Origin of the sequence: Leptolyngbya sp. UWPOB_LEPTO1, from assembly GCF_017302695.1 — a bacterium.
GTDB classification, from domain to species: Bacteria; Cyanobacteriota; Cyanobacteriia; order Leptolyngbyales; family Leptolyngbyaceae; genus Leptolyngbya; species Leptolyngbya boryana.
On record NZ_JAFLCJ010000004.1, the window covers coordinates 209085 to 235517 of the forward strand.

Sequence of the window (26433 nt, forward strand, 5' to 3'; positions counted from 1 at the left end):
TTGAGGCTAAACTCTCTCCACAAAAGAAGAGTTGTTGTACTTTGCCTTAACGAGCAACTATGATCACGCGTGAGTCTTCGTCCGATATTGAACAATCTGCTTCAGACTGGCATCATCTTCCTCCTCCTGAAGTGGTGACTCGGTTGGAAACTCATCCGGATCAGGGATTGCATCCTCTAGCAGTAGAACAGCGTCAGCAAAAATATGGTGCGAATCAATTGACGCAGAAAGCCGGAAAAAACCCGCTCATTTTGCTGCTCGAACAGTTTAATCAGCCGCTGATCTATATCTTGTTAGTTTCTGCTGGAATTACTGCCCTATTGCAAGATTGGGTTGAAACGTGGGTGATTTTAGCAGTAGTTGTGATCAATGCTTTGATTGGGTTTGCTCAGGAATACAAAGCGATCAAAGCCATGCAAGCGCTCGCGCAAACGGCGCAAAGTGATGCTACTGTTATTCGCGGCGGGCAAAAGCAACAAATTCCAGCGACTGAATTAGTTCCAGGTGATCTCGTAACACTTCAATCTGGGAATAAAGTACCAGCAGATTTGCGACTCTTGCAATCGCGCGATCTTCAGATTGATGAATCTGCGCTGACGGGTGAATCTGTTCCGGTTGAAAAGAATACGATCTCACAACTCGATCTCGAAACTGCTTTAGCCGATCGCTTAAATCTTGCCTATGCTTCCACCTTGGTTACGTATGGAACGGCAACGGGAGTCGTGATTGCCACTGGAGATCGAACCGAGATCGGACATATTAACGAACTCATTTCTTCCGCCGATGTCCTCACGACTCCTCTGACTCGTAAAATTAACCAATTCAGTCAGACTTTGATGTATGTCGTCTTGGGAGCATCTGCGATCGCATTTGTGGCAGGTGCACTGCGAGGCTACTCTTTGGACGATAATTTTTTAGGCGTCGTTGCGTTAGCAGTCGCCGCAATTCCTGAAGGATTGCCTGCTGCGGTCACGATCACGTTAGCGATCGGGGTCAATCGCATGGCAAAACGCAATGCCATCATTCGCAAACTCCCAACAGTCGAAACCTTGGGTAGCACAACGGTAATCTGTTCTGACAAGACTGGAACCTTGACGCAGAATGCAATGACCGTGCAAGAAATTTATGCAGGAGATCAAGTCATCCGGGTGTCAGGCGTTGGCTATGCACCAAAAGGAGAGCTTTCGACTTCAGGTGAAAATCAAGCGCTCATCGAATGTTTGAAAGCAGGACTCTTGTGTAATGATTCTCGCATTGTTGAGGAAGATCAAGGCTGGACGATTGTTGGTGATCCGACTGAAGCCGCGCTGATTACCGTTGCTCACAAAGCAGGGTTAGATCGTCATACGCTTGCACAAGAGTTGCCCAGACACGATAGTATTCCGTTCGAGTCACAGTATCAATATATGGCAACCTTACATCCGGTTGCAGATCAGGCATTGATCTATATTAAAGGCTCTGTAGAAAGCCTGCTTCCTCGTTGCACCGGAGAATTGTCTGCATCGGGAGACACGATCGCGTTAGAAGTCGATCGACTTCATCAATGTGTCGAGCAAATGACCACCCAAGGATTAAGAGTCTTAGCATTTGCAAAATTAGACCTGCCAACTGTTCCGCCCTCTCTGACGCATGAAAGTTTAGATCACGGCTTAACCTTTTTAGGATTGCAAGGCATGATTGATCCGCCTCGCGAAGAAGCTGTTCAAGCTGTTCAAGCCTGTCGAAATGCTGGCATTAAAGTGAAAATGATCACCGGAGATCATATTGGCACAGCCGCCGCGATCGGAGAACAAATTGGACTCGCAAAATCACCGCCCCAAGATCGCACCGGAGCCGCCATGACCGGAACTGAGATTTCCAAGCGATCCGATCAAGAACTTCCAGCGATCGCAGAACATACGGCTGTGTTTGCACGAGTGACTCCAGAACAGAAATTACGCCTAGTCAGAGCTTTGCAATCCCGAGGGCATGTGGTTGCGATGACGGGAGACGGTGTGAATGATGCGCCTGCCTTGCGTCAAGCTGATATTGGCATTGCAATGGGAATTACAGGGACGGAAGTTGCAAAAGAAGCTGCTTCGATGATTTTGACAGATGACAACTTTGCCACAATCGAAGCGGCTGTAGAAGAAGGACGAGGCGTTTACGATAACATTATCAAGTTTATTGTCTGGGCGTTACCGACCAATCTGAGTGAAGGATTAGTCATTTTTGTCGCGACTTTGTTGGGGATTACTTTACCGATTTTACCGCTGCAAATTTTGTGGATTAACACGACGACCGCCGTTTTACTCGGTACAGGACTAGCAGTTGAACCGAAAGAACCAGAGATTATGACGCGATCGCCGCGTCCACCTCGATCTCCATTACTACGACCATCAATGGTGCGATTTATCGCATTGGCAGGCATCCTCCTTTGTATTTTCGCGTTTGTGGTCTATGAAGTTGCGATTCGCAATCAGGCAAGTATCGAATCGGCTCGTACGGCCGCAGTGAATGCGATCGTATTTGGTCAGATTTTCTTATTGTTTAATTGTCGATCGCTCTCGTACTCGATGTTTCAGTTAGGGATATTCTCGAATCCGATTTTACTGCTAGGAGTTGGGGTGATGATTGCACTCCAAATGCTCTTTACCTATGCTCCGTGGATGAACCAAGTGTTCGGAACGGCTCCAGTACAGCCAAGTGAATGGGGCGTGATTTTGGCAACTTCGCTAGGAGTTTACTTGCTGATTGAGTTGCTGAAGTGGAACCGTCGCCGTTCTAGAGCATAAAGCAGAACATCAGACCTTCTAATCATGACTTGAGGAATTGGGGAATGCTTCAGCAACGACTTGCACTCGTCTAAGTTGCAGCACTAAACGTTGGGCTTGATGGGGGTAAAGGTCAATCGGGAGTGTTGTCGGTAAGGTCTTCAGAGCGTGGGTTGCTGCGTCAATCTCACAGCCCGAAATTCGTGCGATCGCCATTGTTGCTTCAAACTGTGCATCCTGAGTCAGGACTTTTGTAACCCGCACCTGCCAGGTTTTCGCCGTCATTTTCCCCTGTTCTACATTTCGCAATCCTTCCATTGTGGCTAACACGACTAAGCGATCGCCGCTCCCCACTCGAATATCCCCCGAAGGCATCCATTGTTCAGGCTCATGTTGGGCAGATTGATACAAAATAGGAACGATGCCATAGCCGTAGCTCACATCTGAAAGAAGATGTCTGTGTAGCGTGTCGGTTTCGGTGATTTGGTACTCGGTTACTAGAACTGTTTGTTGATTGAGCCGAAATAGACTCAGAATATTTTCCCCAAATGCGGCGGCTGAAAATGCTGCCGCAGACAAGCGATAAGCGCCCAATACTTTTGCATAAGGTAAGAGTTGGGCGATACTCTTGCTAAAGCGAGGATCAAAGACCCGAATCACCAAATTCAGCCCTGGATTTTGTTGGCAAGCTGTTAATGCGATTTCTAAGTTTGCGACTTCATCATCGGTACACACAATTACGCTTTTTGCGGTTTGCAAATTTGCTTTTGCTAATGTGCTGGTCAGTTTACCCGTTAATAAAGGCATCGTCGGCAAAATAGTCGGATCGAGATTGGTGCTGTTGAGACCAACCAAGGATTGTCTCATTTCCTGGAGCAGGGTTGCCGTTCGCTGTCCGACTCGTCCGAGACCAACGATGACAATGTGTTCTTCTTTCGGAACTGGAGGACGGCGCTTGAGAAGTTGAAATTTTGCAGTGAGCAAACGTTCCGTTAAGAGAGCATATAATACACCAACAAAGGCAGTACCTGCGATCGCGAGCAGCAAACTAAACAGTCTTAAGCTCAACGGAATCGGTAGCTCTAGTTTGACCTGCCCAAATAAGTCACCATAACCGCCGAGTAATAAGACTGCTGTTGTAAAGAATGCGTCTTGTAGCGTAATGTCAGGGTAGTTCAACCAAAACAGTAGCGTGCCTAATAACGCTAATCCACCAATTGTTGCACCTGAAACGATCGTGACTTTCTGAGTTTGATTACTATCTTGCCAGAATTGATATAGGAGTTGCGTTAAATTCTGTTTCTGTAGTGAACTGATCAGTGCCTTTAAAGCAATTGATAGTTTGATTCTCCTCCACGACCTATCAGGTAATCGATGATGTGGAATTTCATTTACTTCAACGTAAGCGATCGTATCTCCTGAAAAAATTGTCTGTTCTTGCTCCCACTGATAGAAACGAGGTGAGACTTGATTGTGAGCGAGAACCGTTCGAGTTGAGTTGTTTAGCTCATAAATCTTGCGTCGATCGCACCAAGGATGCTCTGGTTCAATTTGCTGTTGAACAACTCGCACCAGTTGATTGCCTAATCGAAATAATCCGATCGTTTCCTGGTGTAATGCTGCCAAAGCAAACGCAGGTGCTGGAAGCTGAGTAGCTTCAAATGCAACAAAGTTACCGAGTTGCTGTCCCAAAAGCTGATTGAGATTTTGCTGGTCAGAACGAATCACCAATCGAATAGCTGGATTGAGCGATCGCGCTGCCAAAGCTGCTTGGATATTGACAGTTTCACTACTCGTCACCAGTAAAATCGCGCGGCATTGAGCAATTTTCGCTCGCTCTAGCACTTCGAGTTGCCGACAATCTCCAATCACGAATTCATCTAGCAGGATTGGCAGTTCTGGAAGTTCCCAAGTTCTGCTGCTCGCTTCTTCGATCGCAATCACACGCGCATCAAATTCTTTGAGATAGCGCACACATTGCTGACCCAAACTCCCCAAGCCACACACTAAGATGAAGTCAGATGATGGCTGAACGGAATGATCATCGGAACCGAACGACTGTGACAACGACATTGGTTCAATAGAAAATAGGCTAGATGGCGCACCGGAAAACAAAAGCTTGCCAGAGATTCCGAAAGATTTCAAAAATCCTGCTCTGGTCAGCTTGTCTTCAGATTATGGCATCTAGACTCGCGTTGTGAGCTAATCCTATTGATTAATGATGTTGAGTCAGTTCCATCAGCCGTTGTTGGGCACTACACTCTGCCTCATTTTCTTGCGGGCGTAATTGGGTATAGCGACCATCGGCATGAAGCAGCCAAGCTTGGCGAGTATCCGACAGCAGCAGATGCAGAGTGTCTGTTAAGGTGTGCTTAATGGATGGGTCTTCTATGGGCGTGACAGCTTCCACTCGTCGATCGAGATTGCGTCGCATCCAATCCGCGCTTCCTAAATAGAGTTCAGTCTCCGCATTGTTATGGAAGTAGAAGATTCGAGAGTGTTCGAGAAATCGTCCGACAATACTCACCACTCGAATATTTTCGCTAATTCCTGAAATACCAGGACGTAAACAGCACATCCCGCGCACAATCAAGTCAATCTGCACACCCGCTTGTGATGCTTCGTATAAGGTGCGGATCATCTCAACATCCGTGAGGGAATTCATCTTAGCAATGATGCGACCCGGTTGCCCCTGTTGACAATGTTGGATCTCACGCCGAATCATTGCCGTTATGCGATCGCGCATGGTCATGGGTGAAATCAGCAATTTCCGATACGATCGTTGTTTGGAAAACCCAGTGAGATAGTTAAAGAGATCAGTTAAGTCGGCACCAAGATCCTCACGACAACTCAACAATCCTAAATCCGTGTAGAGTTTTGCGGTTTTTGGGCTGTAGTTTCCAGTGCCGATATGAACATAGCGACGAATTTGATCCGCTTCTTGGCGAACCACGAGCACGACTTTCGTATGGGTCTTAAATCCAACTAAGCCATAAACAACATGCACCCCTGCGTCTTCTAATCGACGCGCCCAGTTAATGTTGTTTTCTTCATCAAATCGTGCTTTCAGTTCGACTAAGACGACCACTTGTTTACCATTCTCTGCTGCCTGCATGAGCGCTTTGGGTAAGGTATCCCCAGAGGTACGATAAAGAGTCATTTTGATCGCTAGAACATCTGGATCAGTTGCCGCATGGGTAATAAACGTTTCAACCGAAGCGGTAAACGATTCATAGGGATGATGTACCAGTAAGTCCTGCTGTTGAATGACAGAGAAGATATCTAGCCCATCGCCACGATCGTCCGCATCAATTCGAGTGTCTAATTGGGGGGCTAGCCCTTTCAACCGCGCGGGAATCACTGGTGTCCAAGGCGAATCTTTCAGCGATGGGCAAGGAATTGCTGTCAATGCCATTAAGTCTTTTAGCCCAAGCAGTCCCTCGGTTTCGTACACTTCTAGTTCGGTTAGACTCATGCCTTGCATCAATTTTTGGCGGACAAACTCAGAGGTAGAGGTTGGAATTTGCAGTCGTAAGACCGAGCCGCCTCGCAGTCGTTTCCGTAATTCTTGTTCGATCGCGAGCAGCAAATCATCCGCTTCATATTCCTGCACATCCAAGTCAGCATCCCGCGTGACTCGAAAGGGATAGTATTCCTGAATCTCCATTCCTGGAAATAATAGCGATAAGTTATGAGCAATTACTTGTTCTAGGGGAACCCCGAGCCACAAACATGACTCTCCTTTGTATTGCTGTAACTCTTTGGGAAAAGTCACAAATCGAGACAGATTGCTTGGAACTTTGACTCTAGCAAAGTCCTGTTCTCCGGTATCTGGGTCTTTGATAACAACCGCTAGATTGAGGCTGAGGTTCGACATCTGCGGAAAAGGATGGGCAGGATCAACCGCAAGCGGGGTCAGAACTGGAAAAATTCGTTTCTCAAAGTACTGGTGTAAATAAGTCTGCTGGTCTTGACTGAGATCGATGTAATTAAGAATATGAATGCTGTTTTTGGCTAACTGTGGGCGTAAGTCTTGTTCAAATAGCTGATGCTGCTGAACCAGCATAGGACGAAGCTGTTGGCTAATTTCAGCAAGCTGTTGCTCGGGAGTACGACCATCGGGCGTTAACGTGCCAACTTGCGCTTCGACCTGTTCTCTTAAAATGGCGACCCGTACCATGAAAAACTCATCAAGATTGGCACTGAAGATCGCCGTAAATTTAATTCTCTCTAGTAGAGGAGTGCGTATATCGATCGCTTCATGCAGAACGCGGCGATTAAACTCTAGCCAACTCAATTCTCGGTTGAGATAGTACTGGGGGTCGTCGAGGTGGAACTTCGAAGCGGTTTGTTTTGCCCTAGGCATATTTTTTGATTAGAAGTCAGTAACACTTATCCTCCCAAGAACTGTTATAAGTTGGAAGTCGTCCCCAACACATACGACGATCGAAGTGATGACCTACGGAGTTCTTTGACGAATTGGGCAAAGTACTGAACTGTCAAATGAAGAGAAGTTTGCCTTCTGATGGGTGAACTCGAACCGACAAAACTCATTCTGTTTCAGAGCAAGTTTTAACCTCTTCAGATGCCAAATCATTTAGCCTTTTAACAGTGTTGTTCCGCTTTAATCCGATGCAACCTTATCAGCCTATTCGTTGCGATTTGTATGACGAGCTTGTATTACTGGCAATGCGTCATCAGTCTTGTACGATCGTTTACCAGGATGCTGCCCATCAGAAAATTGTTCTCGAAGCTCAAATCGTCGATGTGTATTCCCAAAACAAGCAAGAATTTTTGCGACTGCAAAGCGGAACCATCCTTCGGCTCGATACCTTGGTTCAAGTGAACCAACTGAAGTTTAAGGACGGCTCTGGGGATTTTGGCAATTTTTGAGAATTCAGTGTCATGAATGCAATTTTGTAACGAAACGAACCGATTCGCCAAGCCATCTCTGATTCAATTAGATAGAACATTCTATTTAGATGAAATCGCTATGGCTGATACGACTGTCACCGCTCAGGTCAAAACTCCCCTCCGCCCGATTAGCAAAGTCGGACTCGACAAATTAGCCGAAACCGCTAAAGCTGACCCGACGGTTGTGAAAGCGCTCAAAGTGAAGACTGTCTGCGAAGGTCAATTTCGCAATTTGACCTATGTTCGGGATTTGCCCGCGCACGTGATTGACGAACCGCCTGGACTCTTAGGAGAAGACACTGCACCGAACCCTTCTGAAGCAGTGTTAGCATGTCTTGGCTCTTGTCTATCGGTGGGCATCCATGCCAATGCAACCATGCGAGGAATCACTCTGACAAAGCTAGAGCTTGAACTTGAAGGAGACATCAATATTACGGGCGTTTGGGGCATCGGTGACTTATCGGACAAGCGCTTGGGCTTTACCGATATTCGCGTCAAAGTCGATTTAGAAGGCGATGCTAGCCGCGAGGAATTAGACGATCTGGTTGCTCACTCTAATGTTTGGTCGCCTGTTGCGAACACGTTGCGGCTCCCGGTCAATATGGATGTTTCCTTGAAGTAATGCTTTTGACCGACTCGGTTCCTGATCAGGTTCGATACTAAAAATCCAATCTGATCAGGTCAGAATCCATTATTGAAGTCATCAAGAATATGCAAGCAATTTCCAGGACAATGATCGATTCGACGATCGATCCCATGACTGATTCAATGATCCATTCGAGAGTCGATCCCAGTTGTGAGACATCTGCATCGGTTGATTTGATGCTCGCCCAGTTGCAGAGCGCGATCGCATCAGATCTCGCACCGCAAGTTGAAGCGATCGATCAACAAGGCGTATATCCGCGTGCATTTATGCACCGGGTTGGAGAAGTCGGAGGCTTTGGGCAAGCAGTGTCCCAAAAATATGGCGGAGTTGGGACTGGATTGCGCGGGGCAATTCAAGCGATCGAAGCAATTTCGCAGGAGTGTCTCTGCACAGGATTTATGAGTTGGTGCCAAGTTGCTTGCACTTGGTACATGGAAAATAGCGACAACGACTATTTGAAAACGCAAATTCTGCCGTTAGTTGCAACTGGACAAGCCTTGGGAGGCACAGGACTATCGAACCCGATGAAGCACTTTGCCGGGATTGAGAAAATTGCGCTGATAGCAGAACGAGTTGCTGGCGGCTACAAGCTGAATGGCATGTTGCCTTGGGTGTCGAACATTGGGGCAGGACATTACTTTGGCATTGCGGCTCAGATGGCAGACAGCGATGACTATCTGATGGCGATCGTATCGGATGAGCTAGAAGGCTTAACGCTTCGGTGCAATGCTCATTTCATTGCACTAGAAGGAAGTAATACCTTTAGCTGTGTCTTTCGCGATGTGTTTGTGCCTGATGAATGGATTTTGGCAGCACCTTGTGAGAATTATGTTGCTCGGATTCGTCCTGGCTTTGTTTTGACTCAGGTCGGTATGGGATTAGGACTCGTCGAAAGCTGCATTGATTTGATTGAGCGATCGAATCAACGCTATGGACATGTCAATCAATTTTTACCCGATCAAGCTGAGGAATTAACCGCAGAATTAGAAACGGCTCGGCAGACAACTTATGCTTTAGCAGATGAGTTAGTAGGTCAAGAGAAAATTGAGCAATCGCTGTTTAAGGAAGTCATTAAAGCCAGAATTCTTGGCTCAGAATTATCTTTAAGAGCAGCTCAATCAGCGATGTTACATGCTGGCGCAAGAGCCTATCTTCACGGTTCAAAAGTTGAACGAAAACTGAGAGAAGCTTACTTCGTCGCAATTGTCACTCCTGCGCTTAAACAGCTTAAAAAAATGTTGCATGATCTCGACAAGATCAGCTAGAACAGAACTATTTTTTTAAGCAAGATGGGTATTTGAAAAGACAAAATTATCTTTTCAAATACCCTATTTTCACAGGTTTTGCGATATTTTCATCAGAAAAAATCGCAAGAATTTTTCAAATTCAGCGCTTCCGAATTAGAAGGCTGGTTTCGGCGATCTGATTTGGAATTTAAGAGATTAAGCCTGTCTATAAAAAATTTATTTATGATAAGAAGACTCCCGTTTCACAGATACATCTAATTTGCTTTTATGAACTATTTCGTATTCATTACTACACTATTTCTTTGATCAAGTTTGTAAGATGTTTCTACTCTGATTCACTATATATTTTTCATACTGTATGCCCACTTCTCTGGATCTTTCTCAATCCGATCGGACTTATTCTCTCGATCCTTTGACAAGCTCAATGTTTTGTCCATGTGGCGGGACTCATGTTGCAGAAGACCATTGGAAATTCATCGAGGGAATGCCTCAAGATCCAGTGGACTTGGTCGATGACTTAGTGCAAATGGGGCATTACTCAGAAGATGCTTTGCAGTTTGGTCAAGCATTGACCCATGCTGAGTTTCGTAAAGCGATTTTATTAAAAGCGATCGATCAAGCTCCTCCAGAACAGCGCCAACTCTGTAATGAACTGATCAAACTCGCTGGTGGACTCGACGAAGCGCTAGCAGCAGCATTTGGTCCCAATGCAACCGAGTTTCTAGGGGATGCGATTCGCTTGAGTCGGTTCCGTCGTCGTGACTTTCTCATTAAAGTTGCTGCTGCTGCTGCGGTTGTGACTGTAACCAGTTGCGCGGGTGGTAATAATCAGCAGAACACGACTTCTTCCACGACAGCAACCACCGGAAATTTAGAGAAGAAAGACTTGACGATCGGCTTTATTCCCATTGCTTGCTCGATTCCCATTTTGGTTGCTGAATCTGCTGAAATCTACAAGAAATACGGCTTAAATGTCACACTGAAGAAAATGCCAAACTGGGCAGCAGTGCGAGAATCGGCGATCGCAGGTGAACTCGATGCCTATCATATGCTTTCTCCGATGCCGATCGCGATGTCATTAGGGCTAGGCTCCTCGGTCTTTCCGATCAAACTTGCCAGCATTGAAAACATCAATGGACAATCGATCGCAGTCGCGATGAAGCACAAGGACAGAGTAAAAGGTGCAGCAGACTTTAAGGGAATGACGATCGGGGTGCCGTTCCCCTATTCAATGCACAATCTGCTGATGCGGTACTACCTCGCTTCTGGAGGCTTGAACCCAGATCAAGATGTCAAGCTGGAAATTGTTCCACCGCCTGACTCTGTTGCAAAAATGGCAGCCGGACAAATCGATGCCTTTTTAATGCCCGACAACTTTGGGCAACGCGCTATTTTTGAGAAAGTCGGCTTCATTCACATGCTGACCAAAGACCTGTGGAATGGTCATCCTTGCTGTGCTTTTGCAGCGAGTCAGAAATGGATTGATGCGAATCCCAACACCTTCCGCACGATCAATAAATCGATCATTGAAGCTGCCGCGTATGCCGATGATGCGAAGAACCGGGAAAGTGTCTCTCAACAGATGGCAGCCCGGAAATATCTCAATCAGCCAGAGCCAGTGCTCAAAGCTGTGATGACCGGGAAATTTGACAATGGTTTGGGTGAATCCTTGGATGTTCCCGATCGCATTAAGTTTGATCCGTATCCTTGGAAGAGCTTCGCGAAGTGGATTTCCAGCCAGATGGTACGTTGGGACTTAATGCCGACCGACAAAGCTAAGTTCCAAGAAATCGCTGACCAAATTTACATGACTGACTTAGCCCGAGACTTGTCAAAAGAGCTAGGACAGACTCCTCCGACAGAACCCACTAGAGTAGAAACGCTCAAGTTTGACACCTTTGATCCTGCCAAGGTCGATAGCTATGTTCAAGATCAAGTGAAGCAATTTGGAGTCTAGTAAGTGCCATGGCAAACTCATCTCTCACAAACTCGCGATCGCTCGGATCAAAACAGCAAAAGTCCAAACCTTGGTTTGAAAATCAGAATATTCAGGCATTGATTCTGTTTTTGCTATTGCTCTCTGGGATCTTAATCATCTGGGAACTGGGCGTACAGTATCAAATTTTTTCTCCGGTGATGCCTCCTGCAAGTCGCACGATCTCAGATTTTTTGGGTTGGATTTCCGATCCGTTTTACGATAACGGTCCCAATGACAAAGGCATTGGAACTCATCTATTCGCTAGCCTACAGCGGGTACTGTTGGGATTCTTACTCGGTTCCGCGATCGCGATTCCGCTAGGAATTTTGATTGGATTATCTGACGTTGCTTCTAAAGCCGTTGATCCATTCATCCAACTTCTACGTCCTGTCTCTCCACTTGCATGGCTTCCCCTGGGGTTAGGCATCCTCAAAAGTTCGGAGGGCACAGCGCTGTTTGTAATCGCGATTAGTAGCATTTGGGCGACGCTGATCAATACAAAATTTGGGGTGAGTAACGTCTCAACCGACTATCTCAATGTCGCTCGAACACTTGGGGCTTCCCGCTGGCGTACCATTTGCAAGGTCATTCTGCCTGCCGCTGCGCCCAGTATTGTTTCTGGCTTACGAATTAGTATTGGGATTTCTTGGCTCGTGATTGTAGCAGCCGAGATGATTGTCGGCGGAACAGGGCTAGGAAGCTTTGTTTGGGCAGAGTGGAACAATCTCAATGTCACCAGTATCATTACCGCGATCGTCGTGATTGGACTGGCAGGAGTTTGTCTCGATCGTCTACTCGGGCTACTGCATAACTGGGTGTCATTTGGACAACGAACCCAATAGGCATCTCTCAAGCGCTTCCATGACTTTCTCGAACTACGACTCAACACTGTATTAGGGCACTAGGGGCTATGATTTCTTCGCACACTGATTTATCCACTTCGACAACCGGAATTAGCGCTCAGCTTGTTCTCAAGGATGTATTCAAAGTCTTTCCAGGTCGGCAAACCTGGCAAGACAAGTTACTCAAGCGATCCTCTTCGGATTTCATTGCACTCTCGGAGATTAATCTCACGATTGAACCCAATACATTCGTTTCGATTATTGGTCCATCAGGCTGCGGGAAATCTACCCTGCTCAACATCATCGCTGGATTAACACAGCCCACTCATGGAGAAGTGTTACTCAATGGGGTTCCGGTCGATCGTCCAGGCCCCGATCGTGGAGTTGTGTTTCAGAACTATTCTCTGATGCCTTGGATGACAGTGGCTGAGAACATTCGGTTTGCCATTGAAACGGTGCAGCCGAATCTCTCGATCGCGCAGCAAAAAGACATTGTTCGAGAGTACATCGACTTGGTGGGACTGCATGGTGCTGAGCACAAGCATCCGCATGAATTATCGGGTGGGATGAAGCAGCGCGTCGGCATTGCCCGAGCCTTGTCGATCAATCCCCAAATTCTGTTGATGGATGAACCCTTCGGCGCACTTGATGCACTAACGCGAGGCTTTTTACAAGACGAAATCGAACGGATTTGGGAGCAGCACCGCAAAACGGTCGTTCTGATCACGCATAGTATCGAAGAAGCTTTATTGCTGTCTGACAAAATTGTAATGATGAGCCGTGGACCCGCTGCCCAAATTGTTGAAGTTCTGGATGTTCCCTTTCCCCGTCCGCGCAGTCGTGAAGCCTTAGACCAATACCCGCGCTACCATGAACTGAAAGCAGAACTCGAACACCACTTATCTCGTGAAACGCGCGCGATCGAAGAATCCCGGCTCCAAAACCGTAGCTGATCTTGATCTGCTGAAGCGCTTTGAAGTGTAACTAGACGATTGATCTGTGATTTGGAGAAATTGAACTATGTCAAGTACCGAATTTCCGGCAATGACTCAGAAATTGCTTGCAGCTAAAAAAGCAAAAGGCATCAGTTTCACGGATTTAGAAACGATTCTCAACCGTGACGAAGTTTGGATTGCCGCCCTGTTTTATGGGCAAGCGACTGCCTCTGAAGACGAAGCAAGCAAGTTACTCCATGCGTTGGATTTGAGCCAAGATCTCGTACCAGAACTCACGGCTTCTACGTCAAAAGGATTAGGTCCGATCGTTCCCACCGACCCCTTGATTTATCGGTTCTACGAAATCATGCAAGTCTACGGAATGCCGATGAAAGAGATCATCCACGAAAAATTCGGAGATGGAATCATGAGCGCGATCGACTTCACGTTAGACATCGAAAAAATCGAAGATCCAAAAGGCGATCGCGTCAAAGTGATCATGAACGGAAAGTTCTTACCCTATAAGAAGTGGTAAATCAGGAAAGGTAACTCGCTCTTCTCGTTGAAGTCTTAAATAGCTCAAACGAAAGCAGCGAGGCTCGTGTCTGCCATAATATTGGAGAAGCTAACCGTCGTTCAATGACAAGCGCATGGTCAATCTGAAACGTACCCGTGAAGATATTTTGTTTGCTGTTGAGGCTCTGATTCATCATCAAGGTTTTCAGTCAACCGGACTGAAGGAACTGTTCGCAGCGAGCGGCATGTCCTCGGGTAGTTTCTACAACTACTTTGGGTCAAAAGATGAATTGGCTCATGCGCTGATTGACTTTAAATGGAATCAGATCAAAACTGCTGTGCTTGACCCCGCGCAAGCATCCTCGAATGATCCGATCGCTCAAGTCTTTTGGATGATTGATCAACTTGAAGCCAAACATTTAGCTGAACCTGATTGCGCAGGTTGCTTTTTAGGAAATTTAATCGTAGAAGTCGTCAAGCAAGATGTCGCGTTTCAGCATCATCTCATGCAAGTGTTTGACGAATGGCAAGCTACCATTGCTCGATCGCTGAAAGCCGGACAAAATCAGCTCAAGCCGGACATCGACCCCGATAGTTTAGCAGAACAATTACTCGTCATGATCGAAGGTGCGCTATTGCTTGGGCGCTTATACAGTGAGCCTACCCGATTGCAGCGCCATTTTGATGCCGTCCGTCAGTTGCTACGATCAGCATTAAAAGCATAGAGTAATCATGACTGCTATTGGAGAAGCTCATGCAACCTATTCGCATCTCTTACTTCTCAGATGTTCTTTGCGTTTGGGCCTACATCGCTCAAGTTCGTTTAGATGAACTGAAAACGAATTTTCAAGACAAGATTGCGATCGAGTATCATTTCGTTCCCATTTTTGGTAATGCTCGGGAAAAGTTAGAGCAACGCTGGCGGGATAAAGGTGGCTTCCAAGGATATAGTCAGCATGTTCAAGATGTGGCGGGAAAGTTCAATCACATTACCGTTCACCCTGAGATTTGGACAGCAGTAGTTCCTCCATCCTCCACCTCTTGTCACTTGTTTCTTCACGCGATTCAGTTACTCGAACTCAAGGGCATCATTCCAAAGTCAGAAAAGGTCTTTGAAAAAGCAATCTGGACGTTCCGAGAACAGTTCTTCACGCACTTGGCAAATGTTGGCGATCGCGCAGTTCAATTAGAAATTGCCGAGAAATTGGGACTGCCGATCTCAGAGATTCAGGCACAAATTGATAGTGGGGAAGCTTATGCCCAACTCTCGAAAGATCTTGACTTAGTAAAAGAGCATACGGTTGAAGTGAGTCCAACGCTGATCTTTAACGAAGGGCGACAAAGGCTCAATGGCAATGTGGGCTATCGCGTAATCGAAGCAAATATTCGAGAATTGCTGCACAATCCACCCGACGAACAATCCTGGTGCTAGTTTAACTTTGGCGAAGCAGTTGCGACCATCATTCCCCAGACTAGACCAAACCGAACTTTCGTTGCACGAGTAATGTCAAAGCCTGAAGCCTTCAGGAAACCGTGCAATTCAGCTTGGGTATAGCACTGCTGATGCGCCGGATCAGTGACTTTTAGGATCAGATCACAGATCCGGCAAAGTAAATAGTCTTTACACCAATCGAGAATCATGATTTTCCCATTCGGTTTCAGTACCCGTTTCATCTCTGCAAGCGCGATCGCGGGATTCTCGAAATAATGGAAAGCACTTGCAGAAACAATGACATCAAAGCTTTGATCCGCAAAGGGTAAGTGTTCCGCAGATGCTAGAGAAAGCGTGACGTTTGGATAAGCTTGCAGTTTTTGTTGTGCGATCGCTAGCATTTTTTCAGAGATATCTACTCCGACCATCTTTTGTTCTGAGTGTTCGGTCAGAATCAACTGCTCAAACTCTCCAGTACCACAGGCGACATCCAGCACTTTGTCAGTTGGGGCAAGCTCTGCCCAAGCTTTCAAAAAATTGAGCGTATTGGAAATATATTGGCTCCAGCGTTGATCATAGATCGCCGACATTTGGTCATACTGCTGCCGGATGACTGGTTCAATCATGCTCATTTCAATTTAAAACAAAGCGATAGTAGCTAACATTCTATCCTAGTAGAGTCTGGAAACGACTGAGTGGATTGAAGTTAGAGAGGGTTGATAGTTCGGCTTGTGAAAGCTGTAGATTGTGCAAATCGGGAGCAGAATTTGTACTAGCTAGCCCGTCCTAGAGAAGATGAGTTGAAGCAACCTGTCGAGGATTTCAAGGATTCCATGAATGCAAAGGCATGAGGAGAAAGGGGACGATTTGCGACGATCGCCATCCGAATGGTTCTAAAAAAGGGGATCGGCAAGCTACGAACTTCAACATTGGGCGGGATGGGTTCAGCCGCTAGACGAGGCAGAATCGCAACGCCTAGACCTTGGGCAACCATATTGACAACAGTTGAGTCAGATTTCGCTTGATAGACAGGTTGAATCGATCTGCAAAATCTCGCACAGTGTTCGTAAGCATACTTGTCAGAGGTGAATCCATTCGTCGCGACGATCAGGGGATAGGATTTTAGGTGCTCCCACCCCAACTTGAAGGGTGGTTCTGTGTAAGACAAGGGAAGTAGCACCACAAACTCATCCTGCAAAAACTCCCAAGTTTCAAACTCATCCGTCATCAAGTCATCTGTAAACCCAATGTCAGCATGTCCTTTACACAAATCATCCTCAATGCTCTGTTCATCAAACTGCTCGATCACACTCACCGTGATTCCTGGAAACTGTCGTTGAAACTGGGCAATAATTGTTGGAAGCAGGTGAGTTGCAACGCTGCGAATCGAGGTCAGGCGCACCTTGCCTCCTTGAAGACCCCGCAGCAAATTTGCCTCTTTCAAGATTTGTCCTTGCAGATGTACGATCTGTTGAGCATGGGTAAGCACCCTCTCTCCGGCGGGAGTCAGTTCTGCACCATAACGCCCACGAGAAAATAAAACAATCCCGAGATCTGATTCGAGTGCTGCGATCGCATTACTTACGGCTGACTGCGCCACCTCCAACTCAAGAGCCGCCTCACTGAAGCTATTGTGTTCTGCAACTGCAATAAAAGCATGAAGTTGCGCCAGCTTGATCTTGCTTTGACGCTTTCGTTCCATAAGTCCAGGAAAAGGGGTGTGAATGGTAGTAAACAGGATTTTTTCAGACAATGGACAAAGAGAAGGTATCGTATCTATCTATTTTGATGATAGATACGATATCAAAAATGCTTTGACTTCTATTTATTGCTTCAATTAAGCTTTTCGACATTGAGAAATAAAACTTGCAGTCAAATCAGGAGATAAAGTTTTTAAAGAAGGCTTTGTTATCAGAACTGAAAGGAGAAATTATTGTTTCATGATGAATAAAGTTGAATTTTTTGTTCATCTTAGACACAATTTAACCTTCTAATTCTTTTGTCTCAGCCACTACTTTTTTCAACCAGCATTAATGAGATCAATAGGCGTAAGATACAGCAAAGCAAAAGGCGCAGTTAGTAAATTCTTTCAAGCCACTTAGTCGTTCAACCGCTCGCAATTATAGGCATTTGTGTATGCTGAGTAGCTCTATTCCCGTTACGATCATTACAGGTTATCTTGGCTCAGGAAAAACGACACTGCTCAATCACATTCTTCATTATGAACATGGCAAAAAGGTTGCTGTGATTGTGAACGAATTTGGAGATGTGGGAATCGATGGTCAGCTTGTCTTGAATGCAGATGAAGAAATATTAGAAATGAATAATGGCTGCATTTGTTGTACAGTCCGGGGGGATTTAATTCGCATTATCGGCAGCTTGATGGAGAAGCGCGAAAAGTTTGATCATTTGGTGATTGAAACAACTGGATTAGCTGATCCAGCACCTGTGATTCAGTCATTTTTCGTCGATGAAACCATGCGATTTAAAACTCACTTAGACGCAGTGGTCACGGTTGTCGATGCTAAACACATTGAGGAACATTGGGACAGCAGTGAAGCTCAAGAACAAGTCGCTTTTGCAGATGTTATCTTACTCAACAAGATTGATCTCGTTTCTCCTCAACAAATCGAAACAATAGAAAACCGAATTCGATCGATGAATGCCTTTGCCAAGATCTATCGAACTCACAACTGTGATGTAGAAATTGACTCGATTTTAGGAGTCAAAGCTTTTGACCTCAAGAATGCTTTATCAATTGATCCAGAGTTTCTCAATGAAGCCGCGCATGAGCATGATGACACTGTTTTCTCGATTTCAATCGTTGAACCGGGGGTCGTCAATGGCGATAAGCTCACAACTTGGCTCAATCAACTCATTCAGATGCAAGGGCAAAATATTTTTCGGATGAAAGGCATCTTGAATGTAGACGATGAAGATCGACGGTTTGTGCTGCAAGGGGTTCATATGCTTCTAGAAGGAAGACCGGGACGCCCGTGGAAATTTGACGAACTGCGCCGAAATGAGATGGTTTTCATCGGGCGGGAGTTGCCGGAATCAGAACTGAAAAGTGGATTTCAATCATGTCTGTCCTAAGTTTCGCTTAGGTAAGGTTCTCTAAACCATTCACAAACAGGGAGTAAGGGTATGAAAAAGCTAGATGCGTACAGTGTCAGTATTGGTGCTTTAGGAGCATTGGATACTTATCTCACAGCAACATTGATTCTTGTCCCCGTGTGGGTGACATTCATTGCTTGGGCATCCTTCTTTATCTTAGGGGGCAAATCTTCTGGCTTAAAGCAGAGCATTGCTTCTAACCTCACCGGAATCGCGATCGCATCTTTGACACTGCTCTCGATTTCAGCCTTGGGAAGCAATCCTTTGATCGCGGCGATCTGCGTTGGTATCGGCAGTGCAGCGATGGTGCAGGCTTCCAAAGTTCCTCTACTTAGGGCGATTCCTGCCATCGTTTGGGGATTTGCCTCGACCGTTGGAACTACGATTGCAACTGGGAAAGCGATTACAACTCCAGGACTAGAAAATCCAGCACTGGTCGCAGCAGCAGCAATGATTTTAGGCGGAATCTTCGGCTATCTCTCCGAAATGTGGGGAGATGCGATGACCACACAACCCATCTCCGCCAGAGAGCAGTCCCGCGTTTAGATAAATCGTGATTCACCTTTGCGTGTTCAATTAGGAGAAACGAAAAAATGAAGCTACAGCACTACCTGGGTGGACTTGAGGGACTTGAACCTTCTAGCTTTGAAAAGCGAGTCTTTGTGCAACCTTGGGAAGAGCGCATCTTTGGCATTCATGTGGCAATGATGGCGTTAAGTAATCATCTAGAAGCAGTCAAGACAGTTCCGACTCAGTTTAAGAGTTTCTGGACGTGGGGACATCTTCGCAAAGGTGCTGAAGGTTTAAACCCCTTCGACTATTTCAAGTACCGCTACTACGAAAAGTGGCTCGGTGGCATCTCTGGTTTCTTTGTTGAATCTGGCTATGTTTCTAAAGAAGAACTGGATTCAAAAACAGCAGCTTACCTAGAACAGCTAGATGCACCGCTCCCTCAAGCAGAAGAACCTGCGATCGACGATCAAGTGATGGAATACTTGCGGGTTGGAGATTCGCCGAAGTGTGACGTTGCCATTCAGCCGAAGTTCAAGGTTGGCGATGTGGTCACGGTCAGAAATCCACCTCCAACCGATCACTGCAAGCTACCAGGCTACCTCCGCACGAAGCAGGGAGTGATTGATGTGGTCTATGAAGGGGCTTATAACTATTACTTCCCAACAGGCGATGGAGTCGGCGATCCGATGCCCATCTACAACGTCAAATTTGATTCTCACGAAATTTGGGGCAATTTGACCGAGCCAAAAACATGGATTTACGTCCAAATTTTTGAAGGCTATCTAGAAGATCCGGCTTAATTTGGGTGCGCTTGATTTTGTTTGATTAAGGATGTGAGACATGGCTGATAGCATTGATCGCGAAACTTATAGTGCTGCTCGTGTGAGAGCGTTAGAGTCGTTGCTAATTGAGAAAGGGGTCATTACCAGTGCAACGGTTGACAAGGTAATCGAGTTTTTTGAGAAAGATATGGGACCGTTTAATGGTGCCAAAATTGTTGCAAAAGCCTGGGTTGATCCAGAGTTTAAGCAGCAATTGCTCGAAGATACGCCGTCTGCGATCGCATTGATGAATTTTCCGCGTGGCATGGCAGGTGCAGAAGGTGAACACATGAAAGCAGTTGCGAATACTGATGACGTTCACAATCTCATTGTTTGTACGATGTGTTCCTGCTACCCGTGGCCTGTATTAGGACTGCCGCCCTACTGGTTCAAAGATCCGACGTTTCGAGCGAGAGCAATTCGCGAACCTCGCAAAGTCTTGCAAGAATTTGGGCTAGACATTCCCGAATCGACTGAAATTCGAGTCTGGGATACGAGCGCCCAAATCCGATGGTTTGTGGTTCCAGAACGCCCAGATGGAACCGAGGGTTGGACAGAGGAGCAGCTTGCTGCCATCATTACCCCTGAATCAATGCAAGGGGCAGCTAAAGTTGTTGTTCCCGCTTAGAAAGCGGAGGGAGAGTTAAATGCAGGTCAAATTTGAGCAGTTTGCGGCTGCGAGTATGCTAGTTGATCCGAATGCTCCGCCTCGCAGCAATGGAGAACTTTTATTTGCAAGGCCTTGGGAAGGACGCGCGTTTGGGATGGCGATCGCGCTCTCTAAAAAAGGACACTATGAGTGGGAAGATTTTCGCCAAGGCTTAATTACTTCGATCGCAGAGTGGGAAGCAACTCACTGTAAAGACGATCCGGATTGGGACTATTACATGCGTTGGCTATTGGCTTTAGAGCGATTAACGTTAGACTCTGATCTGATTTCGCCAGAAGAACTAGAGCAGCGAACGGCTGAAATGATTGCTCAAGAGAAGACTGCTCTCTCTGCAATTCAATAACATCCTAAGTACGATACATGAGGTCAGAATGATCAATCAAAGCAAGGTTTCTAGACTAGCTTCCTTCAGTCAACTTCTGCAACCAAAGCGAGTCCTTCTTCTAAGCATCGCCAGTGTTTTGCTGATTGCATCTCCCGCAATGGCTCACCATGCGATGGACGGAAAAATGCCGAGGAACTTCTTTGAAGGCTTTCTGTCGGGGCTAGCACACCCTCTCATTGGCGTGGATCACTTTGCATTCGTCGTCGCGATCGCACTCTTAGCTGTCGCGAAACGACAAGGGATTATGATTCCAATCGCGTTTATCTTGTCGGCAATGCTAGGAGCAGGACTACACCTGATTGGACTGAGTTTGCCAGGGGTTGAACTCCTGATCGCTGCATCCATTCTCATTGTAGGCATCTTGCTGACTCGAAAAGACGACCTAAATAGTACAACAGTCTTTGGACTGAGTGCGATCGCAGGAGTCTGTCATGGCTATGCTTATGGCGAGGCAATTTTTGGAGCACAGATGACTCCGATGCTCGCCTATTTGCTCGGCTTTACTTGTATTCAGTTGGGGGTAGTCCTGGTTGTCTTTAAGTTAGGGAAACGTTTGCTTGAGCAATCACAGGTTTCTGCTAGCTTACGCTCTACTGGATTTGTAATTTGTGGAATTGGTATCACGTTTCTGTTTTCCCAAATTATCGATGTCCTTGTCCCATTACCCAAAGGGTAACTCAGCGAAATCCTTGTAAAACGACTTTCAGAAATAAGAGCGCAGCACCTCCACTCAATCTCATCATTGAGTGGAGTATGATTGTTGACTAATCCGCTAGCAATTTCCGTTCAAGTTGCAGAGATAAAATCATGCGAATTGCCGATGATGTCACTGATCTTATTGGTCGGACTCCCCTCGTCCGACTCAAGCGCATTCCTCAAACAGAAGGGTGCATCGCACAGATTGTGGCGAAGCTAGAAGGGATGAATCCCGCCGCTTCTATCAAAGATCGCATTGGGATCAGCATGGTTGAAGCGGCAGAAGCCGCAGGTCTGATTGAACCCGGTAAAACGGTTTTAGTCGAGCCAACGACAGGCAATACTGGAATTGCGCTTGCAATGGTTGCCGCTGCTAAAGGATATCGCTTGATTGTTGCCATGCCAGATACAATGAGCATGGAAAGACGGGCAATGTTAAAAGCTTACGGAGCGGAGTTAGAACTTACACCCGGTCATCTATTTAGCCAGGGAGCCGTCGATCGAGCCATGGAATTAGTTGCGACGATTCCCAATGCGTTTATGTTGAATCAATTTAAAAACCCGGCTAATCCTAGAATTCATCGAGAAACAACTGCCGAGGAGATTTGGGCAGATACCGATGGACAGGTTGATATCGTGGTTGCAGGTGTGGGGACAGGCGGCACGATTACGGGATTAGCGGAAACCCTCAAACAGAAGAAACCAGAGATTCAAGCGATCGCAGTCGAGCCAAAAAATAGTCCTGTGCTATCCGGTGGGCAAGCAGGAATGCACAAGATTCAAGGGATTGGAGCAGGATTTGTGCCGGATGTGATGCGACTTGAACTGATTGATGAAGTCATACAAATTAAGGATGAGGATGCGATTTACTATAGTCGTCGCTTAGCTCGCGAAGAAGGATTATTGTCAGGCATTTCTGCGGGGGCGAACTTGAGTGCAGCAATTCAGCTAGCAAAGCGTCCAGAGAATGCCGGGAAGTTAATTGTCTTCATTCAGCCAAGCTTTGGAGAGCGATACCTGAGTACAGTTTTATTTCAGGATGGGTAACTCATCGAACAGATTGACCTAACCTAAAGTCATCAAGAGGAATTGAGTTCAAGTATGGTGTCTAGAACAATGTACTTAAAACGAGATTTACATTCCCTAAAGCTGTTTTGGAATGGACTCGCTATCTTTTATACATTGAGCAGTTATAGTACAGGAATTGGGCTTCTCTTACTGCCTGCTAGTTGGCTGAACATTGTTGGCGTGTTACTTCTCACTCACAGTTTAACGTTAGCAACCTATCTTGCACATGAGTTTATGCACGCTAACGTTTTCTCGCATCTGCGCTGGAATGCGTTTGGAGGCAATGTGATGCTGTGGCTGAATGGAAGTTGCTATGTGCGATTCTCTGAGTTAATGAAGATGCACATTGCTCATCATACCGATCGCATTGACTATTGCCGATTCAATCTCGTTGCATTTCTTGACTCGCTACCATCGCTCCTTAGATTTACTTTTCTGGCAAGCGAGTGGCTCTACATTCCCTCGCTCGCATTCTTCTTGCGAATTCGTTTGATACTTGCTCCTTTTAGGCAATTTGAGCGCAGACACGATCGCATTCGGGTTGTCTCGATTTTTTTGATTCGCAGCGCTCTCTTTGCTGTACTCGGGGCGATTTCTCTCAAAGCGCTACTTCTATATTTAGTTGCTTATATCAGCATGATTCACATCCTACGGTTAATGGATGCGTTTCAACATACTTATGAATCGCTACCTGTAGGAGTTCCCTTACCTCAAAAGTTTCAAAACATTTCTCGCGAGGAAGCCAATATCTATGAGCAAGCGAACACTTTTTCTAATATCGTCTCTCATCAATATCCCTGGCTGAATCTAATCCTGCTCAATTTTGGGTATCACAATGCTCATCATGCAGATATGACGTGTCCCTGGTATTCTTTGCCCAAGCTCGATCGACAACTTTATTCAGATAGTCAGAGCCATTACCTCATTTTGCGATCGCTCCTCAGGAACTATCATCGCTTTCGCGTCTCGCGCATCTACAGTGGACAAGGAGAAGTCTTGACGCAACACGGCAATCTTCAGTTCGACAAATTTTATGGAGCAACAGAAGTTTCTTTTTTAGTCGTTCCGTCCTAAGTTTGGATTTCAACAGCACAGTACTTTTTTACGGGATTTTATAACCTGTCACTCTTACGGTTAATTCTCCCAAACGCGGATCGCGCTGAAACACAAATGCGCCTTCTTCCTTCTCATCTTTCGACAAAAAATCAATCTGTTGATCGCCTGCTTCAACAATCTGATTGTTCACTCTCAATTCTGCAATCACTTGCAGCGACTCTACAGTTTCTCCACCTGTATTCGTCACCGCAAACGGAACATAGAACTTACCCTGAGTTTGCCGAATCTCTTGATTCTGTTCGATTGAAATCGCAGGCGGCTCGTGGCGCTCAGAAGCCCAAACATAGATCACAAGTCCCGCGATCGCGCTCAATATCGAACTGGCAATCCCAAATGTCACCCACTCCGCGATCGTTCTGGGTTTCCGGTCTGTCATCTCATCCTCCTAAGCTGCTAACCGTCCTGCCGCTCCCCCCACCGCAGCAGGCAGTCCTAATAAGATCGTGTATCTCAACCAAAGCTGCCACGGATCATCGAAGTGCAGCTTTTGGAAAAATACTAGCATTAACATGGCAGCAAACAGAGAGACTAAATAAGCAGCGATCGTTTCTCCGAACGGGCGCTGAAACACCCCCTGATGCTGATATCGTTGAGCTTGCCGACCAAATCCTGCTGCGAACACAATGCAATAGGAAATCACCAAAGAAGCTGCCATCATTGCGAGTAGCCAGCCTCCAGTTGCAGCCGAAGCGAGCATCGGAATTTCATCGGTTGGCGCAATGTTAAATGCAATGATCAGCGCGCCAATCAAAGTGGCTGAAATATCTGATAGAGTTGCACTACCTTGTTTGGGATTGGAACCTTGTTTGGGATTGGAATCGGTTCCTAATCGCGATTGATCTTTGCCTAAAAATTGATTCGCCAAGGCGACCCCAAGCGTAAAAGGCACACTTTCATAGATCAGCTTTCCTAAGGCTCCTGAAAGTGACACATTGAATGTAATTTCTTGCAGTAGAACCAGCGTTAAGCCACTACAGACAATCCCGATCGCTAAAGCTTCAACTGAATCTTTCAACGCATCAAAGGTTTGTGTCGTCGTATCATTTCTGAACCCTGATGTTTGATTCAGCAGAAAGACAATTAAGAAAGTGAATCCCAGTGCGAATAGCATTCTCACGGGACTAACATATGAGCCAATCCACCAAACTTCCATGGTGTAAAGTAATGGAATTCCAAATAAGAAGCCGCCCGATGCACCCCGTACTAAATCTATAAGCTCAGTTTTCCACTGCTCCTCAACCTGCATCCTCAGCATTAGCCTTATCCGAAAGCGTTAGAATCTAAGCTAGTCGATTGAGCAGATTAACGTCATTCCTCTGCAGGTAGAACTATGGTGATTGAATGGTTGAAAGTGAAAGTTCCGATCGAGCTAAGAGAAACTTATATTCAAAAAGATGCCGAGATTTGGACAGCGACACTTTCAAAGTATCCGGGCTATGTTGGAAAAGAAATCTGGTTGAATCCTCAGGATGAATCGGAATTAACCATGGTCATTCATTGGGAAACAAAGGATGCGTGGAAGAATGTTCCGGCTTCGGTCTTAGAAGAGACTGAAGAACGGTTTGTCAAAGCGATGGGACAAAGCTTCCCATTTTTAGAGCAAAAAGAATATCAGGTTCGTAAATTTAACGCACATTCCGTGAAGTAAAGCTACCGATAGTCATGCCAAATTGTCCTCGTTGTGGTCAATCGATGCCCTCTAACGCGATCGCCTGTTCACGCTGTCGCACACCGCTCAAAGCCTATGGACATCCCGGTATTGTCCTACACCGTGCTACCGGAACTGAATCGCTGTGTAAAACCTGCATTTATGACGCAGATGATTCTTGTAACTATCCACAGCGCCCAGATGCACGGGAATGTACCATGTACCACAACATTACCGTGCCGATCCTGAGTACACCCACTCGATATGAGATGCAGCCCGGAGTCTGGCTTCGTCGTAATGCGGGTTGGATCGCATTAATTGCGTTAATCGTTTTAAGTCTCGGTTTGGTTTTGGCAAAACGTTAGACAGGTTAGACAAAGTGATAAGGCGGTAACGCCTCACCTAAACCCAATTCCCAATGCGGATACTGCTGCTGCCATTCATCCAAATGCTGATATAACTCCATCTCTTCTTGCTTATTTACTAATAAATAGAGTTTCTCCACTCCATCAGACCCCGCCTTCAGCATCGTATCGGGATAAATCTGTTCGATCTCAGTCAGAATTCGTTGAAATTCCTGCCGCTGCAATTCCTGCTGATCGAGTTGTAACTGGAAATGCTGTCGCTTCGCCTCAAAATACTCTCGTCCCTTTAGTTTGCCGTTCATCTCTGGATCATTCGGTAACTCGATCTCGATCGGCGTTAATTTCAATCGATACTCTGCTTTTCCTTCAAGCTGATTCAGCTTGTCTAAATATTGGGTTGCATTCTTTGATAAGTGTTTGAGTAAGCGATCGCGCGATAAAAACTGCGTCCCAAATCGCAGCGGGAGAATTGTCACCTGCCAAAACAAATCGCAGATCACGCGATCGTGCGTCAAAACAGCTTGGACTAATTGCGTATCATCCTTCTCGATCGTCTCAAACTCGAAATCTGGTTCTACTAAAGCAGACAAACCCTGAATCGTAATGATTTCCAGTCTTCCGGCGATCCCTTCACTCAACTGTAGGGACGAACTTGGTGTTTTAAAGAAAGCGTAGGTATACATTGCGAGGCTTGATCGATGCTCCATCCTGAGTCTATGCGATCGACAAAGAATCCCACGGAAGTGCATACGAAAATTTGAAAATTAGGAT

General features: G+C 46.1%; 27 protein-coding genes. 20 read left to right on the forward strand and 7 right to left on the reverse strand.

The window, feature by feature from the left end:
- Window positions 1–59 precede the first annotated feature (59 nt).
- Complete coding sequence (locus J0L70_RS08475; protein ID WP_287454063.1) at window positions 60–2774, forward strand: cation-translocating P-type ATPase; 2715 nt, start codon at window positions 60–62, stop codon at window positions 2772–2774.
- An 18-nt stretch (window positions 2775–2792) separates the two neighbouring features.
- Here J0L70_RS08475 and J0L70_RS08480 read toward each other — a convergent pair whose 3' ends face one another.
- A complete protein-coding gene (locus J0L70_RS08480; protein WP_287454065.1) occupies window positions 2793–4826 on the reverse strand; it encodes an NAD-binding protein in 2034 nt (677 codons plus the stop codon).
- Between the two features lie 142 nt (window positions 4827–4968).
- Entirely contained in the window at window positions 4969–7119 is a 2151-nt protein-coding gene (gene ppk1 / locus J0L70_RS08485; RefSeq protein ID WP_287454066.1) for a polyphosphate kinase 1, read from the reverse strand.
- A 266-nt stretch (window positions 7120–7385) separates the two neighbouring features.
- Here ppk1 and J0L70_RS08490 point away from each other — a divergent pair, with 266 nt between their 5' ends.
- From J0L70_RS08490 to J0L70_RS08530, 9 genes are all read left to right on the forward strand, one after another.
- The gene (locus J0L70_RS08490) at window positions 7386–7646 is read left to right on the forward strand and encodes a hypothetical protein (RefSeq protein ID WP_026148861.1); all 261 of its coding nucleotides are present in this window, start codon (window positions 7386–7388) and stop codon (window positions 7644–7646) included.
- 100 nt (window positions 7647–7746) lie between these two features.
- Entirely contained in the window at window positions 7747–8289 is a 543-nt protein-coding gene (locus J0L70_RS08495; RefSeq protein WP_086371059.1) for an OsmC family protein, read from the forward strand.
- A gap of 89 nt (window positions 8290–8378) precedes the next feature.
- Complete coding sequence (locus tag J0L70_RS08500; RefSeq protein WP_287454067.1) at window positions 8379–9578, forward strand: acyl-CoA dehydrogenase family protein; 1200 nt, start codon at window positions 8379–8381, stop codon at window positions 9576–9578.
- Between the two features lie 340 nt (window positions 9579–9918).
- Window positions 9919–11517 (forward strand): ABC transporter substrate-binding protein, encoded by a 1599-nt coding sequence (locus J0L70_RS08505; protein WP_026148863.1) that lies wholly within the window; start codon window positions 9919–9921, stop codon window positions 11515–11517.
- 8 nt (window positions 11518–11525) lie between these two features.
- Window positions 11526–12380: a nitrate ABC transporter permease gene (gene ntrB / locus J0L70_RS08510; RefSeq protein WP_017289964.1), complete on the forward strand. Its 855-nt coding sequence runs from the start codon at window positions 11526–11528 to the stop codon at window positions 12378–12380.
- A 68-nt stretch (window positions 12381–12448) separates the two neighbouring features.
- Window positions 12449–13333, forward strand: coding sequence for an ABC transporter ATP-binding protein (locus tag J0L70_RS08515; protein ID WP_017289965.1), 885 nt, complete (start codon window positions 12449–12451; stop codon window positions 13331–13333).
- A gap of 67 nt (window positions 13334–13400) precedes the next feature.
- A complete protein-coding gene (gene cynS / locus J0L70_RS08520; protein WP_017289966.1) occupies window positions 13401–13850 on the forward strand; it encodes a cyanase in 450 nt (149 codons plus the stop codon).
- Window positions 13851–13965: 115 nt separating this feature from the next.
- Window positions 13966–14556 carry a TetR/AcrR family transcriptional regulator gene (locus tag J0L70_RS08525; protein ID WP_287454068.1) on the forward strand — a complete coding sequence of 197 codons (591 nt, stop codon included), beginning with the start codon at window positions 13966–13968 and terminating at the stop codon, window positions 14554–14556.
- A gap of 29 nt (window positions 14557–14585) precedes the next feature.
- Window positions 14586–15263 (forward strand): DsbA family oxidoreductase, encoded by a 678-nt coding sequence (locus tag J0L70_RS08530; protein WP_287454069.1) that lies wholly within the window; start codon window positions 14586–14588, stop codon window positions 15261–15263.
- Here J0L70_RS08530 and J0L70_RS08535 read toward each other — a convergent pair.
- Both J0L70_RS08535 and J0L70_RS08540 read right to left on the reverse strand, forming a co-directional pair.
- Entirely contained in the window at window positions 15260–15889 is a 630-nt protein-coding gene (locus J0L70_RS08535; RefSeq protein WP_287454070.1) for a class I SAM-dependent methyltransferase, read from the reverse strand. The two genes, J0L70_RS08530 and J0L70_RS08535, sit on opposite strands and share 4 nt — an antisense overlap.
- Window positions 15890–16035: 146 nt before the next feature.
- Window positions 16036–16965, reverse strand: coding sequence for a LysR family transcriptional regulator (locus J0L70_RS08540; protein ID WP_017289970.1), 930 nt, complete (start codon window positions 16963–16965; stop codon window positions 16036–16038).
- 434 nt (window positions 16966–17399) lie between these two features.
- Here J0L70_RS08540 and J0L70_RS08545 point away from each other — a divergent pair, with 434 nt between their 5' ends.
- From J0L70_RS08545 to J0L70_RS08580, 8 genes are all read left to right on the forward strand, one after another.
- The gene (locus J0L70_RS08545) at window positions 17400–18359 is read left to right on the forward strand and encodes a CobW family GTP-binding protein (protein WP_017289971.1); all 960 of its coding nucleotides are present in this window, start codon (window positions 17400–17402) and stop codon (window positions 18357–18359) included.
- Between the two features lie 51 nt (window positions 18360–18410).
- On the forward strand, window positions 18411–18926 hold the full coding sequence (locus tag J0L70_RS08550; protein ID WP_017289972.1) for a DUF1097 domain-containing protein: 516 nt from the start codon (window positions 18411–18413) through the stop codon (window positions 18924–18926).
- 47 nt (window positions 18927–18973) lie between these two features.
- Window positions 18974–19693 (forward strand): nitrile hydratase subunit beta, encoded by a 720-nt coding sequence (gene nthB / locus J0L70_RS08555; protein ID WP_017289973.1) that lies wholly within the window; start codon window positions 18974–18976, stop codon window positions 19691–19693.
- Between the two features lie 40 nt (window positions 19694–19733).
- The gene (nthA, locus tag J0L70_RS08560; RefSeq protein WP_287454072.1) at window positions 19734–20342 is read left to right on the forward strand and encodes a nitrile hydratase subunit alpha; all 609 of its coding nucleotides are present in this window, start codon (window positions 19734–19736) and stop codon (window positions 20340–20342) included.
- Between the two features lie 19 nt (window positions 20343–20361).
- Window positions 20362–20727: a nitrile hydratase accessory protein gene (locus J0L70_RS08565; protein ID WP_017289975.1), complete on the forward strand. Its 366-nt coding sequence runs from the start codon at window positions 20362–20364 to the stop codon at window positions 20725–20727.
- 28 nt (window positions 20728–20755) lie between these two features.
- Entirely contained in the window at window positions 20756–21445 is a 690-nt protein-coding gene (locus tag J0L70_RS08570; RefSeq protein WP_190652145.1) for a HupE/UreJ family protein, read from the forward strand.
- A 131-nt stretch (window positions 21446–21576) separates the two neighbouring features.
- A complete protein-coding gene (gene cysK, locus J0L70_RS08575; RefSeq protein ID WP_287454074.1) occupies window positions 21577–22512 on the forward strand; it encodes a cysteine synthase A in 936 nt (311 codons plus the stop codon).
- Window positions 22513–22581: 69 nt separating this feature from the next.
- Window positions 22582–23607: a fatty acid desaturase family protein gene (locus tag J0L70_RS08580; RefSeq protein WP_287454076.1), complete on the forward strand. Its 1026-nt coding sequence runs from the start codon at window positions 22582–22584 to the stop codon at window positions 23605–23607.
- Between the two features lie 28 nt (window positions 23608–23635).
- Here the strand turns inward: J0L70_RS08580 and J0L70_RS08585 are convergent, their stop codons facing one another.
- Both J0L70_RS08585 and J0L70_RS08590 read right to left on the reverse strand, forming a co-directional pair.
- Window positions 23636–24025 carry a TIGR02588 family protein gene (locus tag J0L70_RS08585; RefSeq protein WP_268181168.1) on the reverse strand — a complete coding sequence of 130 codons (390 nt, stop codon included), beginning with the start codon at window positions 24023–24025 and terminating at the stop codon, window positions 23636–23638.
- 9 nt (window positions 24026–24034) lie between these two features.
- Window positions 24035–24904 (reverse strand): TIGR02587 family membrane protein, encoded by an 870-nt coding sequence (locus J0L70_RS08590; protein ID WP_287454078.1) that lies wholly within the window; start codon window positions 24902–24904, stop codon window positions 24035–24037.
- A 75-nt stretch (window positions 24905–24979) separates the two neighbouring features.
- On the opposite strand from J0L70_RS08590, the gene J0L70_RS08595 reads away from it, so the two are divergent.
- Window positions 24980–25297, forward strand: a complete 318-nt coding sequence (locus tag J0L70_RS08595) for a TIGR03792 family protein (protein WP_287454080.1) — start codon at window positions 24980–24982, stop codon at window positions 25295–25297.
- 14 nt (window positions 25298–25311) lie between these two features.
- Entirely contained in the window at window positions 25312–25662 is a 351-nt protein-coding gene (locus tag J0L70_RS08600; protein WP_287454081.1) for a zinc ribbon domain-containing protein, read from the forward strand.
- Between the two features lie 5 nt (window positions 25663–25667).
- On the opposite strand, the gene J0L70_RS08605 is transcribed toward J0L70_RS08600, so the two are convergent.
- Window positions 25668–26345 (reverse strand): GvpL/GvpF family gas vesicle protein, encoded by a 678-nt coding sequence (locus J0L70_RS08605; RefSeq protein WP_051077820.1) that lies wholly within the window; start codon window positions 26343–26345, stop codon window positions 25668–25670.
- Between the last annotated feature and the right edge of the window lie 88 nt (window positions 26346–26433).

What these genes read in the sequence shown, in the direction of transcription:
- cynS (WP_017289966.1), top strand. Translation starts at nt 13,401, where the DNA reads ATGTCAAGTACCGAATTTCCGGCAATGACTCAGAAATTGCTTGCAGCT.
- nthA (WP_287454072.1), top strand. Translation starts at nt 19,734, where the DNA reads ATGGCTGATAGCATTGATCGCGAAACTTATAGTGCTGCTCGTGTGAGA.
- J0L70_RS08530 (WP_287454069.1), top strand. Translation starts at nt 14,586, where the DNA reads ATGCAACCTATTCGCATCTCTTACTTCTCAGATGTTCTTTGCGTTTGG.
- J0L70_RS08595 (WP_287454080.1), top strand. Translation starts at nt 24,980, where the DNA reads ATGGTGATTGAATGGTTGAAAGTGAAAGTTCCGATCGAGCTAAGAGAA.
- J0L70_RS08475 (WP_287454063.1), top strand. Translation starts at nt 60, where the DNA reads ATGATCACGCGTGAGTCTTCGTCCGATATTGAACAATCTGCTTCAGAC.
- J0L70_RS08565 (WP_017289975.1), top strand. Translation starts at nt 20,362, where the DNA reads ATGCAGGTCAAATTTGAGCAGTTTGCGGCTGCGAGTATGCTAGTTGAT.
- J0L70_RS08480 (WP_287454065.1), bottom strand. Translation starts at nt 4,826, where the DNA reads ATGTCGTTGTCACAGTCGTTCGGTTCCGATGATCATTCCGTTCAGCCA.
- J0L70_RS08550 (WP_017289972.1), top strand. Translation starts at nt 18,411, where the DNA reads ATGAAAAAGCTAGATGCGTACAGTGTCAGTATTGGTGCTTTAGGAGCA.
- ppk1 (WP_287454066.1), bottom strand. Translation starts at nt 7,119, where the DNA reads ATGCCTAGGGCAAAACAAACCGCTTCGAAGTTCCACCTCGACGACCCC.
- J0L70_RS08585 (WP_268181168.1), bottom strand. Translation starts at nt 24,025, where the DNA reads ATGACAGACCGGAAACCCAGAACGATCGCGGAGTGGGTGACATTTGGG.
- J0L70_RS08600 (WP_287454081.1), top strand. Translation starts at nt 25,312, where the DNA reads ATGCCAAATTGTCCTCGTTGTGGTCAATCGATGCCCTCTAACGCGATC.
- cysK (WP_287454074.1), top strand. Translation starts at nt 21,577, where the DNA reads ATGCGAATTGCCGATGATGTCACTGATCTTATTGGTCGGACTCCCCTC.
- J0L70_RS08540 (WP_017289970.1), bottom strand. Translation starts at nt 16,965, where the DNA reads ATGGAACGAAAGCGTCAAAGCAAGATCAAGCTGGCGCAACTTCATGCT.
- J0L70_RS08570 (WP_190652145.1), top strand. Translation starts at nt 20,756, where the DNA reads ATGATCAATCAAAGCAAGGTTTCTAGACTAGCTTCCTTCAGTCAACTT.
- J0L70_RS08515 (WP_017289965.1), top strand. Translation starts at nt 12,449, where the DNA reads ATGATTTCTTCGCACACTGATTTATCCACTTCGACAACCGGAATTAGC.
- ntrB (WP_017289964.1), top strand. Translation starts at nt 11,526, where the DNA reads ATGGCAAACTCATCTCTCACAAACTCGCGATCGCTCGGATCAAAACAG.
- J0L70_RS08535 (WP_287454070.1), bottom strand. Translation starts at nt 15,889, where the DNA reads ATGATTGAACCAGTCATCCGGCAGCAGTATGACCAAATGTCGGCGATC.
- J0L70_RS08500 (WP_287454067.1), top strand. Translation starts at nt 8,379, where the DNA reads ATGCAAGCAATTTCCAGGACAATGATCGATTCGACGATCGATCCCATG.
- J0L70_RS08525 (WP_287454068.1), top strand. Translation starts at nt 13,966, where the DNA reads ATGGTCAATCTGAAACGTACCCGTGAAGATATTTTGTTTGCTGTTGAG.
- J0L70_RS08545 (WP_017289971.1), top strand. Translation starts at nt 17,400, where the DNA reads ATGCTGAGTAGCTCTATTCCCGTTACGATCATTACAGGTTATCTTGGC.
- J0L70_RS08590 (WP_287454078.1), bottom strand. Translation starts at nt 24,904, where the DNA reads ATGCTGAGGATGCAGGTTGAGGAGCAGTGGAAAACTGAGCTTATAGAT.
- nthB (WP_017289973.1), top strand. Translation starts at nt 18,974, where the DNA reads ATGAAGCTACAGCACTACCTGGGTGGACTTGAGGGACTTGAACCTTCT.
- J0L70_RS08495 (WP_086371059.1), top strand. Translation starts at nt 7,747, where the DNA reads ATGGCTGATACGACTGTCACCGCTCAGGTCAAAACTCCCCTCCGCCCG.
- J0L70_RS08505 (WP_026148863.1), top strand. Translation starts at nt 9,919, where the DNA reads ATGCCCACTTCTCTGGATCTTTCTCAATCCGATCGGACTTATTCTCTC.
- J0L70_RS08580 (WP_287454076.1), top strand. Translation starts at nt 22,582, where the DNA reads ATGTACTTAAAACGAGATTTACATTCCCTAAAGCTGTTTTGGAATGGA.
- J0L70_RS08490 (WP_026148861.1), top strand. Translation starts at nt 7,386, where the DNA reads ATGCAACCTTATCAGCCTATTCGTTGCGATTTGTATGACGAGCTTGTA.
- J0L70_RS08605 (WP_051077820.1), bottom strand. Translation starts at nt 26,345, where the DNA reads ATGTATACCTACGCTTTCTTTAAAACACCAAGTTCGTCCCTACAGTTG.